Below are 17,608 nucleotides of genomic sequence, written 5' to 3'. Positions count from 1 at the left end.
TCGCTCCTGTAGGAGCGAGGCTTGCCCGCGAAGACTGACTAACAGGCAACAAAGCTCTCAACCTGCCAATCCCCGACATCCCCTCTAGGAGCAAATCCTGCAGAGGACTACAATCGCTCCCCCGCCTCGATGGCTGATTTGCCCCGCCCATGTTGACCTGTTCCGTACACCCGCTGCCCTATCGCGCCAACCCCGCCGAGTACTTCGCGGCGATTCGTCATGCCCCAGGTGCCGTGCTGCTCGACAGCGGCCGGCCAAGCGCCGAGCGTGGGCGTTATGACCTGCTCAGTGCCTGGCCGCTGGAGCAACTGGCCGTATTACCGGATGAAAGTGGCAGCCATTTCCTGCAACGCCTTCGCGACAATCTGACGCGACTCGGCGAAGCCACTGTTCCTTTTGACCTGCCCTTCGCCGGCGGCCTGATTGGCTACCTGAGCTACGACTTCGGCCGGCACCTGGAAAACCTGCCGAGTCAGGCACGGGACGACCTGCAATTGCCCGACGCACGTTTTGGGCTGTACGACTGGGCCCTGATCAGCGATCACCACTTGGCCACCAGCCAACTGGTGTTCCACCCGGCGTTGATCGACAGCGAACGACAGCGGCTGATCGAACTGTTCACGCAACCTGCGACCAAGCAAATCGAGCCTTTCAAACTGGACGGCCCGATGAGCGCCGACCTGAGCCCCGACGACTATCGGCAAGCTTTCGAACGCATTCAGCAATACATCCAGGCCGGCGACTGCTATCAGGTCAACTTCGCCCAGCGCTTTCGCGCGCAATGCCAGGGCGATCCGTGGGCCGCGTACTGCGCGCTGCGGGCGGCGTGCCCGACGCCGTTTTCCGGTTTCCAGAGCCTGCCCGACGGCGGCGCGGTGCTGAGCCTGTCGCCGGAGCGTTTCGTCAAAGTCAGCGAGCGCCACGTCGAAACCCGCCCGATCAAAGGCACCCGCCCCCGCGGCCTGACCACTGCCGAAGATGCCGCGAACGCCGCCGAACTGCTGGCCAGCCCCAAGGATCGCGCGGAAAACCTGATGATCGTCGACCTGCTGCGCAACGACCTCGGCCGTACCTGCCGTATCGGCTCGGTACGGGTGCCGGAGTTGTTCAGTCTGGAAAGCTACCCGAACGTGCATCACCTGGTGAGCAGCGTTACCGGCGAGCTGGCGGATGACAAGGATGCGCTGGACCTGATCGCCGGCAGCTTCCCCGGCGGCTCGATTACCGGCGCGCCAAAGATTCGTGCCATGCAGATCATCGATGAGCTGGAACCGACCCGTCGTGGGTTGTATTGCGGTTCGTTGCTGTACCTGGACGTGCGCGGCGAGATGGACAGTTCCATCGCCATTCGCAGCTTGCTGGTCAAGGATGGGCAGGTGTGCTGCTGGGGTGGTGGCGGGATCGTCGCGGATTCGGACTGGCAGGCGGAATATCAGGAATCGATTACCAAGGTGAAGGTGTTGCTGGATACACTGCAAAACCTTTAAGAGCATCGCGGGCAAGCCCGCTCCCACAGGTTATGTGTCGAACCAAAATTATGCGATCAACACAAATCCTGTGGGAGCGGGCTTGCCCGCGATGGGGCCCTCCCTGACGACTACAAACTCAACGCCCGATTCGAAGCCTTGATGAACTCCTGCTTCAACTGCGCAAAGCTGTGCACCGCCGGGAACTGTGGAAACTCGCGAATCACATTGTCCGGCGCATGGAACAGAATCCCGGCATCCGCCTCGCCCAGCATCGTCGTGTCGTTGTAGGAATCGCCCGCCGCGATCACCCGGTAATAGAGGCTCTTGAACGCCAACACCGACTGCCGCTTGGGATCTTTCTGACGCAACTGATAGCCTGTGACCCGACCGGCATCGTCGGTAATCAGACGGTGGCAAAGCAAGGTCGGGAAGCCCAGCTGACGCATCAGCGGCTGGGAGAATTCGTAAAAGGTGTCCGACAGAATCACCACCTGAAAGCGCTCACGCAGCCAGTCGACGAACTCACTGGCGCCTTCCAGAGGCTTGAGCGTGGCGATCACTTCCTGGATGTCGGAAAGCTTCAGGCCGTGCTCGTCGAGAATCCGTAGGCGCTGCTTCATCAACACGTCGTAGTCGGGAATGTCCCGAGTGGTGGCCCTGAGGGAGTCGATCCCGGTTTTTTCGGCAAAGGCGATCCAGATTTCCGGGACCAGCACACCTTCAAGATCCAGACAGGCAATTTCCACAAGACACTCCCATTTTGTACTGTTTATTGAGTCGAGCGAGCAAAAGGACTGCCGAACTCTAGCGACTCGCCCTCCTCTGTGCAACGCAGAGGGCGCACCAGCCGCCGCAGGATTTTGTTACCATCAGGCACATATAGAGCGCCCAGCGCCACCGACCTGTAGGAAGCCGCCCTGATGAGCCCATCGTTCGATGTCGTGGAACTCGCCACGACCTATGCCAACAAATCCGCCCAGGACATCCTGAAACTCGCGTTCGCCGAGTTCGGCGATGACCTGTGGATATCTTTCAGCGGCGCCGAGGATGTGGTGCTGGTGGACATGGCCTGGAAGCTGAACAAGAACGTCAAAGTGTTCAGCCTCGACACCGGCCGCTTGCACCCCGAGACCTATCGCTTCATTGAACAGGTGCGCGAGCACTACAAGATCGATATCGAAATCGTGTCGCCGGACTACACCAAGCTCGAACCTTTCGTGAAGGAAAAGGGCCTGTTCAGTTTCTACAAGGACGGTCATGGCGAGTGCTGCGGCATCCGCAAGATCGAGCCGTTGCGTCGCAAGCTCTCGGGCGTGACCGCCTGGGCCACCGGCCAGCGTCGGGACCAGAGCCCGGGCACCCGTAGCGCGGTCGCAGTGCTGGAAATCGATACCGCGTTCTCCACCCCGGAACGCACCCTCTACAAATTCAACCCGCTGGCGCAAATGACCAGCGAAGAGATCTGGGGCTACATCCGCATGCTGGAGCTGCCGTACAACAGCCTGCATGAGCGCGGCTTCATCAGCATCGGCTGCGAGCCTTGCACCCGCCCGGTGTTGCCGAACCAGCATGAGCGCGAAGGTCGTTGGTGGTGGGAAGAAGCCACGCAGAAAGAATGCGGGCTGCATGCGGGCAATATCATCAGCAAATCCAAGGCGTAATCCCCGCCCTATGCAGTCCTCCTTGTGGGAGCGAGCCTGCTCGCGATAGCGGTGGACCAGATAATTCAATGTTGAATGTCAGTCCGTCATCGCGAGCAGGCTCGCTCCCACAGGTCAGTGCCTCACCTCAAAACGTGTACACAAAAATGTCACCATCGGTGCCATTTATGTGTGCACTTTTAGTTTCAACGCCCCCAAAAGTTACATTCCTCTGTTCTGACTTTCTCAGTCGATCATCCCCACAAAACCCCGCCAAAAATAAATACCTGTTCAATCGGTCAATTTATAGTGCCAAATTTTCAACTACTTAGTTTCAATCAATAACAAAACGAAATTATCCAAGTAATTCATAGATCAATGACTGGCACAGATCTGGCTTAAGTGAACACATGTTTTGTATACAATCAATACTAAAACATACACACACTTTAGATCCGCAGCCTGAAGCGCCCTATCCCGTACAGGCTGCAGATGCCCCGTAACCAATGATGCTCTCCCGCCCGCGACGAAGATTTGTCGAGCCCACGCTCATGCACAGTCATCGCGGCAACGAGCTTCTGGAGCCTGCCGGAATGCGTACTAGCCTGCCCAATAACAACATCGCGCTGGATCTGCCCTCCTCACTTTCCACGTCCGTCATACACGATCAAACACTTCAACCACCCGTAGTACTCAGCCCCCGTCTGCACAACAAGGACTTGGCGCCGACCAAGGCTGAAGGTCGGCGTTGGGGTCGTTACAGTATCTTTGCGTTGTGGACGAATGACGTGCACAACATTGCCAATTACTCCTTCGCCATTGGCCTGTATGCACTAGGCCTGGGCGGCTGGCAGATTCTGCTGTCCCTGGGAATCGGCGCGGCGCTGGTGTATGGCTTCATGAACCTTTCCGGTTACATGGGCCAGAAAACCGGTGTGCCGTTTCCGGTGATCAGCCGGATCAGTTTCGGCATCCATGGGGCGCAGATTCCTGCATTGATTCGTGCCGTTATCGCCATTGCCTGGTTCGGGATTCAGACGTACCTGGCGTCAGTGGTCTTTCGTGTATTACTGACGGCGGTGCACCCCGGCTTCGCCGATTACGACCACGACTCGATCCTCGGACTGTCGAGTCTGGGTTGGGTGTGTTTCGTGGCGATCTGGTTCGTGCAGTTGGCGATCCTGGCCTATGGCATGGAGATGGTGCGACGCTACGAGGCATTTGCCGGCCCGGTGATTTTGCTGACCGTCGCCGCGCTTGCCGGGTGGATGTATTTCCAGGCCAATGCAACCATCGCCTGGTCGATTCGCGAGCCGCTTAGCGGTGGCGAGATGTGGCGCAATATCTTTGCCGGCGGCGCATTGTGGCTGTCGATCTACGGCACGCTGATCCTGAATTTCTGTGACTTCGCCCGCTCTTCGCCCTGCCGCAAGACCATCCGGGTCGGTAACTTCTGGGGCCTGCCCGTCAACATTCTGGTATTCGCCGGGATTACGGTCCTACTGTGCGGTGCGCAATTTCAGATCAATGGCCGGATCATCGAAAGCCCGACGGAGATCATCGCGTCGATTCCCAACACCTTCTTTCTGGTACTCGGTTGCCTGGCGTTCCTGATTGTCACCGTGGCGGTGAACATCATGGCCAACTTCGTGGCCCCGGCCTTCGTATTGAGTAATCTGGCGCCCAAGTACCTGACCTTCCGCCGCGCCGGGCTGATCAGTGCGACCATCGCGGTGCTGATCCTGCCGTGGAACCTCTATAACAGCCCGCTGGTGATCGTCTATTTCCTGTCCGGCCTCGGCGCCCTGCTCGGCCCGTTGTACGGGGTGATCATGGTCGACTACTGGCAGGTACGAAAAGGCCGGATCAACGTGCCGCAGTTGTACAGCGAAGATCCCAATGGCGATTATTACTACAGCCATGGGGTCAATTTGCGGGCCGTGGCGGCGTTCATTCCGGCAGCCCTGATCGCCATTGTCCTGGCCCTGGTGCCAGGTTTCGACAGCATTTCACCGTTCTCCTGGCTGATTGGCGCCGCGATTGCAGGGATGCTCTACCTGATCATCGCCAAACGGCAGCCTTACTACGCAGATGTCAGCGGTGAAGCCATCGCGGTCGATAACGTCAGCCATTGATCCCCGGGCGGTCCGTCAAGATCGGGCCGCAGAACCACCTCGCTATAAAAGGACCTCCCATGCGAATTCTCGTGGTCAACGTCAACACCACCGAATCCATTACTCAGGCCATCGCCGGCCAAGCCCAATCCGTGGCCGCGCCCGGCACGGAAATCATTGGCCTGACCCCGCATTTTGGTGCCGACTCCATCGAAGGCAATTTCGAAAGTTATCTGGCTGCTATCGCGGTGATGGATCGGGTCATGTCCTACGATCAGCCTTTTGATGCGGTTATCCAGGCCGGTTATGGCGAGCACGGCCGCGAAGGTTTACAGGAACTACTCAACGTCCCGGTAGTGGACATCACCGATGCCGGCGCCAGCACCGCGATGTTCCTCGGGCATGCCTATTCGGTGGTCACCACCCTGGACCGTACCGTGCCGCTGATCGAGGATCGCCTCAAACTGTCCGGCCTCTGGGACCGTTGTGCATCGGTGCGGGCCAGTGGTTTGGCGGTGCTGGAACTGGAATCCGATCCAGAACGTGCGCTGGAGGCAATTGTTCGGCAGGCAGAACTGGCGGTGAGTGAAGACAAGGCCGAGGTGATCTGCCTGGGATGCGGCGGCATGGCCGGGCTGGATGAGCAGATTCGTCAGCGCACCGGCGTGCCCGTGGTGGATGGCGTGACGGCGGCGGTGACCATTGCCGAATCGCTGGTGCGGTTGGGGTTGTCGACGTCAAAAGTGCGGACGTATGCGACGCCTCGGCCGAAGACCATTATTGGCTGGCCGGGACGGTTTGGCAGATAGACCGCGTCGCTCCCACAGGTTTTGTGTCTTACCACAGTGTTGTAAACGACACAAAACCCTGTGGGAGCGTGGCTTGCCCGCGATGGCCACACCTCGGTCCCAGGCCAGGTTCAAAGCGCACTGAATCGCTGCCCCAACCCCTGCTCCGCAAACTGCTCAATGATGAAATCGACAAACGCCCGGGTCTTGCCCGGCAGCAGTTTGTGTTCAGCGTAATAGATGGAGATGTTGCCGTCGTCGACGTACCAGTCGGGCAACACCCGCTGCAACGTCCCCGCATCCAGATAGCCCACGGCAAACGGCATGCTCACCAACGCAATGCCCAACCCCTGAGCCGCCGTGGCGCAGGCGGCTTCCGAATCGCTCATGGTCATCCGCGCCTTGAGCGTCAGCGGGCTGTGTTGCCGGGCGCGACTGGTCAACTGCCAGGAACGCACGCGCCCCGTCTGCGGCGAGCGTATCAAGATGCCGTCGTGGTTTTTGAGGTCGTCGGGCTCGATGATCGCCTCGTTCCCCGCGAGGTACTCGGCTGAAGCCACCAATACCCGATGGGCGGGCGTCAGCTTTCGCGCCACCACCCCTTGAGGCAGTTCGAATCCGCCACCAATCGCCGCATCGAAACCCTGGCCAATCAGGTCGACCTGGCGGTTATCGAAATGCCAGTCCGGGTTGATCGCTGGAAAGCGCTGCAGAAACTCGCCCAGCAACGGCACGATGTACAAACGTCCGAACACCGTCCCCATACTGACCTTGAGCGTGCCTGCCGGACGTCCTTCGGCGCTGGCCAGGTTGGCCACGGCATTCTGGATCGTGTGCAGGCTGGCACTGACTTCGCCGAGAAACAGCTGGCCGGCCTCAGTCAGTGTCAGGCTACGCGTGCTGCGCTGGAACAGCCGTACACCCAGTCGCGCCTCCAGTTTGGCAACGCTCTTGCCCACCGCCGCCGGCGTCAGGCTCAAGCGCCGCGCAGCTTCGGCGAAGCTGCCGACCTCGGCGCTACGCACGAAGCATTCGATACTGCTGAAGGTTTCCATAAGCGCCACTATAAACTTTTGGTTTACACAGACTATAGCAATGACGGTCTACCCGGAGCGGATTGCGAGGCTGATACTCGACTCCAACAACAAGGCAGCCCGCCTTGAATTTCTGGAGATCGACATGACCACTCAACACCTCAGCGGTAAAGTAGCTCTGATTCAAGGCGGTTCACGCGGCATCGGTGCTGCCATCGTCAAACGCCTGGCCGCCGAAGGCGCTACCGTCGCCTTCACTTACGTCAGCTCCACCGCCAAAGCCGAAGAGCTGCAAAACAACATCACCAGCGCCGGTGGCAAAGCCCTGGCCATCAAGGCCGACAGCGCCGATGCCGTCGCCATTCGCAAGGCCGTTAATGCCACCGTCGAAGCCTTCGGTCGCCTGGACATCCTGGTCAACAACGCAGGCGTTCTGGCCGTCGCACCGCTGGAAGACTTCAAACTCGAAGACTTCGACCAGACCCTGGCCATCAACGTACGCAGCGTGTTTATCGCCACCCAGGAAGCGGCCAAACATATGACCGAAGGCGGCCGCATCATTAACATCGGCAGCACCAATGCCGAGCGCATGCCCTTCGCTGGTGGTGGCCCGTACGCCATGAGCAAATCGGCGCTGGTCGGCCTGACCAAAGGTCTGGCTCGCGACCTCGGCCCACGGGGTATCACCATCAACAACGTGCAACCGGGCCCGGTCGATACCGACATGAACCCCGCCAGCGGCGACTTTGCTGAAAGCCTGATCCCGCTGATGGCCGTGGGGCGTTACGGACGAGTGGAAGAAATCGCCAGCTTCGTCGCTTATCTTGTTGGTCCGGAAGCCGGCTACATCACCGGTGCCAGCCTGACCATCGACGGTGGTTTCGGCGCCTGATGCAGGTCGCTGTGGGAGCGGGTTTATGTGGCGAGGGGGCTTGCCCCCGTCCGACTGCGAAGCAGTCGTAAAACAGGTAACCGCGTTCCAAATCAAGACCGCTGTGACTGGTTTCAGGGGTGCTTCGCGCCCCAACGGGGGCAAGCCCCCTCGCCACAGAAGCCCGCTCCCACATCAAATAGGTGTTAAGCCCACTCAAGTGCCGGCAGGCCACATGCGCTGGGCTTGAACGCCTTCAACGTACGAAGAATGCCATCGGCGTGTGCGTACTTTTCGTCGGCCATCGCCGCATCCGGGATCGCAATCGCCGTCATCCCCGCCGCTTTCGCCGCCGTGACACCGAATGGCGAATCCTCGAACACCAGGCAATCCTCAGGCGCGACACCCAGGCGCCGCGCCGCCGTCAAGAAGATATCCGGCGCCGGTTTGGCCGCGCCCACTTCCGGGTCATCCGCGGTGACGATGAAGTCGAACAGCGCAAACCAGTCGCGGTGCAAAGTGGTTTTCTGGCCGAACGACTGACGTGAAGAACTGGTGCCCACCGCAATAGGAATGTTGTTGGCCTTCAAGTGCCGAACCAGCTCCTCTGCGCCAGGCATCGCCAGCGCCGTCGGAAAACGCTCGCGCATCAGCGGTTCGCGGATCACCAGAAACTCTTCGGCTGTAATCGGCAGGTCCAGCGCCTCGACCACATAGCGCGCCAGATCACCCGCGCCACGACCGATGATGTTCTGTTTGACGCTCCAGTCGAAGGTCCGGCCATAACGCTTGGCAATGATGGACGTGACCTCGGTGTAAATGCCCTCGGTGTCCAGCAACAAGCCGTCCATATCGAAAATCACGGCCTTGATCGGGCCAAACTCATCCAAGGGTGCATTCATCGCATCTGATCCGTTTTCTCATGACATCCCAGGAGCGGCTCAGGCACGACCGGGTCCGTGATGGATTAAAGGGTTCAGCAGCATAGCGAGCGCGGTTGGCAGAGAGCAACGGGCAATGCCTGGCGGATACAAAAAACTGTGTCGGGACGCCTGCGATCATTTAGCGATTTCCCCTACACCAAACACCTCCTTTCCCGACTTCTTTCCTCGTTGATCCCCCGCAAAGTCTTGCGCTCCAGATTAATCAGCGCGAGGGACTGCGAATGTTCGAACCCGACAAGGTCCTGGCCTTGAACAATACCATCGGCCTGCTGGTGGTCGCCGCCATGAACCCCGAGCAGCCGAACGTCGAAGCGTTGCTCGGTGATTTTCGACTCTGCCTCAACGACTACGAGGCCTGGGCGGAAAACTTCTGGACCGGTGGGGCGCTGAGTGTCGAGCAGGTATTCAAGGTCGGCAACGAAGTCCGGCTCAGCGCACCGAAGGACTCCACCGCCCCTGTCAGTTCGACACTCGCCATGTGCCCGGCCAGCGGCCCATTGACCCTGGTGCACCTGTTTGAGGCCGCGCGTTTCGTGCCGATCGGCAATACGCCGGTGATGCTCGAACCGGTTATCTCGCAGCGTAATGGTGAACTGACGTTCGGTGAGCCCGTCCACAAAACCATTGGTCCCAGCGGCATCCTCGAAATCCCCGAATGCTGGCGCGGCCAGCGTTATCGCATCACCTTCTTTCCCAATGTTTGCGCTGATCACGTCAAAGCGCTCTACGCCTCCTATCAAGGCGTGATCGGCGAGCTGGAAGGCTGGTTGCGCAATGAATGGACGAGCGAATTCCAGCCGTTGTGGGCAGAGTTTTCCGAGGCAGGGTTCACCCAGCGCTACGGCCTGCTGCAACAGGCCGACTGGCACGGCTTCGAGCGTTCGCTGCAGGGTTTGTGGGATGACGTGAAGCAGGTCTACGCCCTGCTGGCAGACCTGCAAACCAACAGCGAAAAACTCCTTGAGTACCTGACTCAAGGCGAGCTTGAGACATTGCTGAATGCCTCGGCTGAAGCCATCGCCAATGTGTTGCTGATGTTGAGCGATGAACCATTGATGTTCATCCATCTCGCGGCCTTTACCAGTTGGCTGAGGATGCTGCCGCCGCAGTACATCGCCGAAGTCGTGGCGCAAATTCGTACAGAACTGTTGATCAGTTTCCTGCTGGTGCGCCTCACCGGCCCTACGGGCCTGAAGCTCGGCATGAGCGCCAAAGTATTGGACAAAATCCAGTCCCGGCAGGCTCGGCAGTGGTTGGCGGGGGCCAGTTTACGGCTGGCCGAACTGGCGGCCAAATCTGACCTGACAGCCCACGCTGGCGCGCTCAAGCCGCTCGTGGTCAGCGCGCGCAATGCACCGCTGAAACCGGCACCGACGGTTCCGTTGCAGATCCGTGCCGGCGACTCTCCAGTTGTACTGGTTAACAATCCGGTTGCCATTGCTCGCGACAAGTCCGACGCCATGACCCGGCTGGGCCGTCACGAACCTCACGACGATGCATCGAGTCAGGCGAAAAACCCCAACGGCGACAGTGCCGATTGCGCGGCACTGACCTGCACCAACAACTGCCCGGTGTCGATGGTCACCGGCGAAGAACTGCTGACCCTGACCGACGGCTCGCTGGATGGGCTACTGCCGTTTGCCTTTACCCGGTTGTACCGCACCAGCGCGGTGGAGATCGATTGCGGACTGGGCTGGGGTTGGAGCCATTCGTTGGCACAGCGGTTGGAGCTGGACGACAAGCAGGTCGTCTGGATCGACCACGAAAACCGTCGTACGACGTTTCCGCTGCCGAGCGTCGAGCGCCCGGTGATCCACAACAGCCTCTCGCGGGCGGCGATTTACCTCGGAGGCGAACCGGAGGAGTTGATTCTCGCGCTGGCTGGCGAGACGAGCCGGTTCTACCACTTTCGAGGGGGGCGCTTAACGGCGATCAGCGACGCCTACAACAACCGCCTCCACTTCACTCGCGACGGTCAGGATCGTATTCAACGCCTCGATAACGGCGCGGGCCGTTCGCTGCTGTTTTGCTATGAACGCAGGCACCTCGTCGCCATTGAATACCAGTCGTTTCATCCCACCGATGCCCCAGGTGAAGCCTGGCGTACAGAACAGACGCTGGTTTTCTATCGCTACGACGCCCGCCAACGCTTGATCGAAGCGACCAACGCCGCCGGTGAAAGCGAGCGTTACGACTACGACGACCAGCACGTGATCCTGCAGCGGCAACTGGCCGGGGGCGCGAGTTTTTTCTGGGAGTGGGAACGGTCCGGCAAGGCGGCGCGTTGCATCCGCCATTGGGCCTCGTTTTCGCAGATGGAGGCGCGCTACACCTGGGATGACCAAGGCAGTGTCACCGTCCAGAACATCGATGGCAGTGAAGAGGTTTACGTCCACGATGACCGGGCGCGGCTGGTGCGCAAGGTTGAACTGAACGGTGGCGAACACCTCAAGGCCTATGACAAACAGGGCCGCTTGGTGACCGAGCAGGATCCGCTCGGGGCCGTCACTGAATACCGTTATGACGAAGTCGGACGGTTGGTGGCGCTGATTCCACCAGAAGACGAGCCAACATCATACGAATACCGCAACGGCTTCCTGCATGCGCGCTATCACGGCAGAGCGGTGTGGAAATATCAGCGCAATGTTCAGGGAGACGTCACCGAAGCCACCGATCCGGATGGCCAGGTCACTCACTATCACCACGACGCTCAGGGGCGTTTGCTGTCGATCCGCTTCCCGGACGCCAGTCGACATGTGTTCGTCTGGAACGCCTTGGGGCAGTTGCTCGAAGAGACCTTGCCGGACGGTAGTCAGCGGAGCTTTTCCTACGACGCGCTAGGCCGGCAGACGACCCGTCAGGACGAACACGGTTCGCTCACCCAGTACCAATGGGATGCCGTCGGCCGACTGGTTCAGACGACGCTGCCTACCGGCGCCACTCGCACCTTCAATTACAACGCCTACGGCAAGATTACCGCCGAACGCGATGAGCTGGGCCGCGTCACGCACTATGAGTACGCCGACGATTTGCATCTGGTCAGCCGCCGGATCAACCCCGATGGCACACAACTGCGTTATCGCTACGACAACGCGCAGCTGTTGCTGACAGAAATTGAAAACGAATCCGGCGAAAAATATAGCCTGGACTACACGCCCAACGGCCTGATCCGACAGGAAACCGGCTTCGACGGCCGCCGCACTGCTTATAGCTACGATCTCAATGGCCACCTGCAGGAGAAAACCGAGTTCGGCGATAACGCCTCGCCGCTGATCACCGGCTATCAGCGGGACTCGGCTGGACGTCTGTTGGTCAAGACCCTGCCCGATGGCATCCAGGTCGAGTATCGCTACGACCGCCTCGGCCGACTGGTCAGTGTCGACGACGGCCACGATCACCCGCTGGAGTTCGAATACGACGCCCAGGACAGGCTGATCACCGAGCACCAGGGCTGGGGCACCTTGCGTTACCGCTACGACACGTGCGGCCGACTCAACCACCTGCGCCTGCCAGACAACAGCAAACTCGATTACCACCACGCCAAGGGCGGCGCGCTGACGGCCATCGACCTCAATGGCACACGACTCACCAGCCACCAGTTTTCCTTCGGTCGCGAACAAAACCGCCAACAGGGTCTGTTGCTCAGCGAATACGTCTACGACGACCAGAGCCGGCTGAAGGCCCATGCCGTCAGCCAACATCAACATCCGCTGTACCGTCGCGACTATGCCTACAGCGCCAACGGCAATCTCGACCACATCGCCGACACCCGCCACGGCCAGCGCAGCTACCAATACGACTCGCTCGACCGCCTGATCCGCGTCCGCCATTCCCGTGACCAATCGCCGGAAAGCTTCGCCCACGACCCGGCGGGCAACCTGTTGATGCAGGATCGTCCTGGCGTTGCGAAGGTGCTGGGTAATCGCCTGCTGATGCAAGGCGATCGACATTACGACTACGACGCCTTCGGCAACCTGATCCGCGAGCGTCGCGGCACCGCGCAAAAACTCGTCACCGAATACCATTACGACTGCCAGCACCGGTTGATCGGCGTCACCCTGCCCAATGGCAGCCAAGCCACTTACCGCTACGACGCCTTCGGCCGCCGTATCAGCAAATCCGTCGATGGCAAAACCACCGAGTTTTTCTGGCAGGGCGAGCACCTAGTCGCCGAACACAGCCAGGATCACCATCGAAGCTACATCTACGAACCCGGCACCTTCCGTCCACTGGCCATGCTCGACGGCAAAGGCCCGCGTCAAGCCTGCCCGTTCTACTACCAACTCGACCACCTCGGCACACCGCAAGAACTCACCGACTACAGCGGCGACATCATCTGGGCCGCCCGATACACCGCCTATGGCCGACTCACCCGCCTGAACCGCGACACCCACCAGGTCCTCGATCAGCCGCTGCGCTTTCAAGGACAGTATTTCGACGCAGAAACCGGCCTGCATTACAACCGGCACCGGTACTACAATCCGGATGTCGGGCGGTACCTGACACCGGACCCGAGCAAGCTGGCGGGTGGGTTAAACGGGTATCAGTACACGCGCAATCCGGCGGGTTGGGTTGATCCGTTGGGGTTGAGTGAGTGTCCGGGGGCGGATGGGTGTAGGAAGCCGTCGTTTGGGGATGAGGATCCGGCGGGTAAGGTGGGGGTTGATGAGGGGGAGCCAACAACTCCTAATCCTACTCGAGGGCCAGTCGATTTTGGAACAAGAGACAAGCTCAATGATCATTTTAACAAACACGGCAAAGAGTTTGGGGCAAGAAGCACCGACGACTATCTCAGCACAGCACGTTATGTCATGAAAAACGGAATAAGAATCCAGTATCTTTACAAAAATGAAACGCGAACAGGATTCGTGATGTTCTTGGGAAATAACAGTAAGGGAAAAGCAAAGTTCTCGTTCGTTGGCACAAACAACCATCAAGAAATAACAACATTGCATACCAAAACAGGGAAAGATTTTTGGAAAGCGATAAACAACGACGCTCAAAACAACACGATCAGGCCTCACGATGAATAATGTAAAAACAGCAAAAGTCCTTCATATTAGCGACACGAACGAAGAACATGTAACACTGCTAGTCAATGAATACCTCATTGATTGCTTTACGAACTCATGCCCATACGAAATAGAAGTCGGGAAAACATACAATATAGAGCTAACAATGAATTTATCTGACTCCTACCAAATAAAAACAATATCTTGCACGGATGTCTTGATCGAGAAAATCGGAGGCTATTCCTATTTCTTATACGGAACGTTGAGAAGCGCCGTGTTTGAGTCCTTTACAGACCTCTATGACGAGGACGTGCATTACGATTACCCGGAATTTAATGGTCATTTCATAAAATTAGAAGTAGACCGAATCGATGTGAATTTCCTGGCTCCATCGGATGCGATGATATAAGAAATGCGTAAGGAAAATTGCAATTTCTTATCGAAGGAAGTAACAGCTCTGTATGCATCAGAAACCGGAGTAAGCTATTGCTTCACCTCTGCCAAAAATAGTCATGTCATCGTGACCAACGGATACGGGGTTGAGCAACTCCATAGTTTCCTGAAATAAAAAAGTCCAGCTCGATAGTCGCTGGCTACGCCTAGAGCTAAGTGCCAGAACGATTCATGGACATCCGATTTCCGAGATCGAATTTAGGAGATTGACGAAGTGATTGACCTAACATTTATCAAAGGAAAAATCGTTCACGATGATTTTTCCTCACTGAAAAATATCGATCCCGCCAATCAGATCGACTTACTCAAAGAAGACATGCTGCAAGTAGAGTATCCGGGGGAGTTTTTGTTAGATGTCGGCTGGTATCCCTCATTCGACATCACTGGTTCATTTCAAATTAGAGCCATCAAGGACTATGACTGGGATACACCACTATTTTTTGCAAAGGCCGAAACTACTCAGTTACTAATAAAGGAAATGATGGCTGCGCAAAATGTCATCAATAAAGATCAATAATCCAATCGTCTCTGTTATCTAGGATCCGATCACTTATCACACGAAAAGCCCAGCACATAGCTGGGCTTCTACTCATAAATAACGAGGAGCCCTAACCACCCGAACCATCCGCTCCTCCCCCAGCACTCCCCCTAGAACCACCTGACTCTCCAGACCCACTTCCAGAACCACTCCCCATCGAACTGCCATCGCTCATCGACCCACTTCCCTCCCCCGGGCTGGTGCTACTCCCGCTGGCATCACCACCATTCCCACCACCAATGGTGTCCGGTGGCGGCACCTTCCCATCCGAGGCGCCCGCATTCATTTCCGAGTATGGCGGCATCCCGCCCTTGTCGACCGGCGCATCGCGGCCAGAAGATTGAGCAAACGCTGCCAATGAACTGATCGACAATAAGCCGACCACTGTCAGGGTCGTCAGTTTTGACCTGATCATGGCGCACCTCCTTTAAAGAGTGCTTTACCTGATGTCTGGCAGCGGTCGCTTTTTAAAGATGCCGCACAAACGACGAGCGGCGATGGATCGCTGCGCAGGTTTCAGCTCGGTTCTCCCGATAAATCGTCACCGGCAATGTCCGGGTCATCGGGATGGGCTTCCACGTCACCGCGCTTCACATCATCGCTGGGTACTTGCTCCACAGCGGTGTCGTCATCGTCGGGCGGGCGCTGGTCGCGACTCAGGGGATTGGTGGGGGAAGGCAGTGGATACTCGGGGGTATCGTCGATATCGGAGTCTTTTGGATCAGCGTTCATAACGCACCTCTCAATGGACCTGAAAAGCAGATCCTGACATTTCGAGGACAACACCCTAGACGCGGTTCGATCAGAGAGATGATCGGTCGGTCCGACCGCAAAGCATGATCACTCGTCGTCTTCCTCGTCGTATTCGTCGTACTCGCAATTGCCCACATCGCCTGCGTCATCGGCATCGTTGAGCGGCACCGTGGCGTCGTCCATCAGAGACCCCGGATCTTCGTTGCCAGGATCGTTGATCGGACCTTCATCTTCCATGCCTTCGGTTTCCGGAGTCATGACATGCCTCAAAACGTTCAGGGGTGTATGAAGTTCGAGGCGTCCTACAGGCAAACGTTCCAGAGTCCTGGTGACAGATACGAAAAAACCCGGCGCTGAGCCGGGTTTTTACTGTCACTCGATATCGAGTTAGCGATGCTTGTACTTATTTTTATGCTTGTGTTTGTGGTTGCCGCCACCGGAATGCGAGCTGCCGCTGTCATTACCCAGGTTGCTGCCCACCGCGCCACCGGCTGCACCGCCCAGGCCCGCACCAATGGTCGAGCCGGTGGAGCCGCCCAGGCTATTGCCGATCACTGAGCCGCCCGCTGCGCCGATACCGCCGCCAACGGCCGCTTCTGTTCGACTGCCCTTGCGCGCACCGACCGCGCTGCCTGCCGCACCGCCGACGCCGGCACCCACCGCGGCTCCTGTGCTGCCGCCTAGTTGACCGCCGACCACGTTACCCAACGCGCCGCCAAGACCACCGCCCACTGCAGCGGTGCCGTCGCCGGCAGCCATCGCACCCTGAGCAATCAAAAGTCCCAAAACCACCGTGGACAATGTCAAACGCATGATATGAACCTCTAATTTCCGCATCGGGGGAAGATCGTGCCGCGGATAGGCATCAGTCTGGCATCTGCGTCTGTTGAACAGCAAAGCAAATACCGACTGTACGAGATTTGAGCCGCACGATGGAAAAACGTTCCAAAATGAAAAAGCCCGGCATCGAGCCGGGCTTTTTCAGCGGATCATTCAAAATCAATGGCGCTTTTTGGACAGATTGCTGCCCACGCCGCCGCCCAATGCACCACCCAGGCCGGCGCCGATCGTGGAACCTGTCTTGCCGCCCAGGCTGTTGCCGATCACCGAACCGCCCGCCGCGCCGACACCGCCGCCGATGGCCGCTTTGGTGCGGCTGCCTTTGCGTGCTGCAACAGCACTGCCGGCTGCGCCCGCTACGCCAGCACCAATCGCTGCACCTGTGCTGCCGCCCATTTTCTGGCCGACCACATTACCCAGCGCGCCACCCAGACCACCACCGAGCGCGGCAGTGCCATCACCGGCAGCCATCGCACCTTGAGCAACCAAAAGGCCCAGAACCAGAGCAGGCAGTGTCAAACGCATAACGAGAACCTCAAAAGAAGGGGGAAACCGAAAGGCCGGAGATTGAATGCTTTAGAGGAGGCAAAGTCCAGACACAAACACGGAACAACCTCGTCATTGGCGACGGTTGGACAGCATTTATGGAAAAGGTTTTATGACAGGCAAAAAAAAGCCCGCTGGGGAGACGGGCCAGGGTACTGCTTTCTAACGGATGAGCTGAGACTACGTTGGCAGGTGTGAAAAGATTGTGAAAAAAACCACTAGTGCTCGCAATGTTGTAGGACATTTCCCCGCACTGCCTCCAAGCACGCTTTTTTTCCCTTCAAAAACAAGAAACCCCGCTCAATGGCGGGGCTCATACGAGTCACTGTTTACTTCCGGGAAGGCGCACCCAGCTTGGGCATGAATTTCGATTTCGGCCCTCGAGTTCGAGGTACCGTAGATTTGATTTTGTTGATTTTGATACGGTCTTCACCGAAGCTCGGCACATAGTCGGTCTGACCACATTGCACGCAATTATTAATCGGAAACTCTGCCCCGTCGTCTTCGATATACGGCTCAGTCATATCTTCGCTCCTCTCCACGGGTCGATACCGGCAAGCCCTATTTGCCTGAAAAATATCGACCACCCAGGATTTTGAGACTAGT

At 58.1% G+C, this 17,608-nt stretch carries 16 protein-coding genes; 7 read left to right on the top strand and 9 right to left on the bottom strand.

The genetic code is table 11. The annotated features are described in order from the left end of the window. Window positions 1-149 precede the first annotated feature (149 nt). On the top strand, window positions 150-1,487 hold the full coding sequence (pabB, locus tag AB7M22_RS05705) for an aminodeoxychorismate synthase component I (protein ID WP_454185520.1): 1,338 nt from the start codon (window positions 150-152) through the stop codon (window positions 1,485-1,487). Window positions 1,488-1,597: 110 nt separating this feature from the next. Here the strand turns inward: pabB and thrH are convergent, their stop codons facing one another. Continuing rightward, the gene (gene thrH / locus AB7M22_RS05700; protein WP_454185519.1) at window positions 1,598-2,215 is read right to left on the bottom strand and encodes a bifunctional phosphoserine phosphatase/homoserine phosphotransferase ThrH; all 618 of its coding nucleotides are present in this window, start codon (window positions 2,213-2,215) and stop codon (window positions 1,598-1,600) included. A 174-nt stretch (window positions 2,216-2,389) separates the two neighbouring features. Here thrH and AB7M22_RS05695 point away from each other — a divergent pair, with 174 nt between their 5' ends. From AB7M22_RS05695 to AB7M22_RS05685, 3 genes are all read left to right on the top strand, one after another. Beyond that, entirely contained in the window at window positions 2,390-3,130 is a 741-nt protein-coding gene (locus AB7M22_RS05695; RefSeq protein ID WP_008005572.1) for a phosphoadenylyl-sulfate reductase, read from the top strand. A gap of 572 nt (window positions 3,131-3,702) precedes the next feature. Continuing rightward, on the top strand, window positions 3,703-5,244 hold the full coding sequence (locus tag AB7M22_RS05690; protein ID WP_008005574.1) for an NCS1 family nucleobase:cation symporter-1: 1,542 nt from the start codon (window positions 3,703-3,705) through the stop codon (window positions 5,242-5,244). 59 nt (window positions 5,245-5,303) lie between these two features. Further along, window positions 5,304-6,032 carry an aspartate/glutamate racemase family protein gene (locus AB7M22_RS05685; RefSeq protein WP_454185518.1) on the top strand — a complete coding sequence of 243 codons (729 nt, stop codon included), beginning with the start codon at window positions 5,304-5,306 and terminating at the stop codon, window positions 6,030-6,032. A 110-nt stretch (window positions 6,033-6,142) separates the two neighbouring features. On the opposite strand, the gene AB7M22_RS05680 is transcribed toward AB7M22_RS05685, so the two are convergent. Continuing rightward, window positions 6,143-7,066: a LysR family transcriptional regulator gene (locus AB7M22_RS05680; protein ID WP_454185517.1), complete on the bottom strand. Its 924-nt coding sequence runs from the start codon at window positions 7,064-7,066 to the stop codon at window positions 6,143-6,145. 124 nt (window positions 7,067-7,190) lie between these two features. Between AB7M22_RS05680 and AB7M22_RS05675 the strand changes: the two genes are divergently transcribed. Beyond that, entirely contained in the window at window positions 7,191-7,937 is a 747-nt protein-coding gene (locus tag AB7M22_RS05675; RefSeq protein WP_454185516.1) for a 3-oxoacyl-ACP reductase family protein, read from the top strand. 185 nt (window positions 7,938-8,122) lie between these two features. Here the strand turns inward: AB7M22_RS05675 and AB7M22_RS05670 are convergent, their stop codons facing one another. Then, window positions 8,123-8,818, bottom strand: a complete 696-nt coding sequence (locus tag AB7M22_RS05670; RefSeq protein WP_454185515.1) for an HAD-IA family hydrolase — start codon at window positions 8,816-8,818, stop codon at window positions 8,123-8,125. A gap of 263 nt (window positions 8,819-9,081) precedes the next feature. Here AB7M22_RS05670 and AB7M22_RS05665 point away from each other — a divergent pair, with 263 nt between their 5' ends. Together AB7M22_RS05665 and AB7M22_RS05660 are read left to right on the top strand one after the other, a co-directional pair. Next, on the top strand, window positions 9,082-13,893 hold the full coding sequence (locus AB7M22_RS05665) for an RHS repeat-associated core domain-containing protein (RefSeq protein WP_454185514.1): 4,812 nt from the start codon (window positions 9,082-9,084) through the stop codon (window positions 13,891-13,893). A 646-nt stretch (window positions 13,894-14,539) separates the two neighbouring features. Further along, complete coding sequence (locus AB7M22_RS05660) at window positions 14,540-14,842, top strand: hypothetical protein (RefSeq protein ID WP_454185513.1); 303 nt, start codon at window positions 14,540-14,542, stop codon at window positions 14,840-14,842. Window positions 14,843-14,933: 91 nt separating this feature from the next. On the opposite strand, the gene AB7M22_RS05655 is transcribed toward AB7M22_RS05660, so the two are convergent. The 6 genes from AB7M22_RS05655 to AB7M22_RS05630 all read right to left on the bottom strand — a co-directional run bounded on the left by AB7M22_RS05655 (window position 14,934) and on the right by AB7M22_RS05630 (window position 17,526). Beyond that, window positions 14,934-15,278, bottom strand: coding sequence for a hypothetical protein (locus tag AB7M22_RS05655; RefSeq protein WP_454185512.1), 345 nt, complete (start codon window positions 15,276-15,278; stop codon window positions 14,934-14,936). Window positions 15,279-15,379: 101 nt separating this feature from the next. After that, entirely contained in the window at window positions 15,380-15,595 is a 216-nt protein-coding gene (locus tag AB7M22_RS05650) for a hypothetical protein (protein WP_008005588.1), read from the bottom strand. A gap of 108 nt (window positions 15,596-15,703) precedes the next feature. Then, on the bottom strand, window positions 15,704-15,874 hold the full coding sequence (locus AB7M22_RS05645) for a hypothetical protein (RefSeq protein ID WP_007902135.1): 171 nt from the start codon (window positions 15,872-15,874) through the stop codon (window positions 15,704-15,706). Window positions 15,875-16,003: 129 nt separating this feature from the next. Continuing rightward, window positions 16,004-16,429 carry a hypothetical protein gene (locus AB7M22_RS05640; RefSeq protein ID WP_007902137.1) on the bottom strand — a complete coding sequence of 142 codons (426 nt, stop codon included), beginning with the start codon at window positions 16,427-16,429 and terminating at the stop codon, window positions 16,004-16,006. A 186-nt stretch (window positions 16,430-16,615) separates the two neighbouring features. Next, window positions 16,616-16,981, bottom strand: coding sequence for a glycine zipper domain-containing protein (locus AB7M22_RS05635; RefSeq protein ID WP_038979874.1), 366 nt, complete (start codon window positions 16,979-16,981; stop codon window positions 16,616-16,618). A gap of 350 nt (window positions 16,982-17,331) precedes the next feature. After that, the gene (locus AB7M22_RS05630) at window positions 17,332-17,526 is read right to left on the bottom strand and encodes a hypothetical protein (protein WP_008072999.1); all 195 of its coding nucleotides are present in this window, start codon (window positions 17,524-17,526) and stop codon (window positions 17,332-17,334) included. Window positions 17,527-17,608: the final 82 nt, after the last annotated feature.

Source organism: Pseudomonas sp. ADAK2 TE3594, assembly GCF_053628675.1.
The sequence above is the reverse complement of the archived record's forward strand: the minus strand, read 5'-3'. Positions and strand labels throughout refer to the sequence as shown.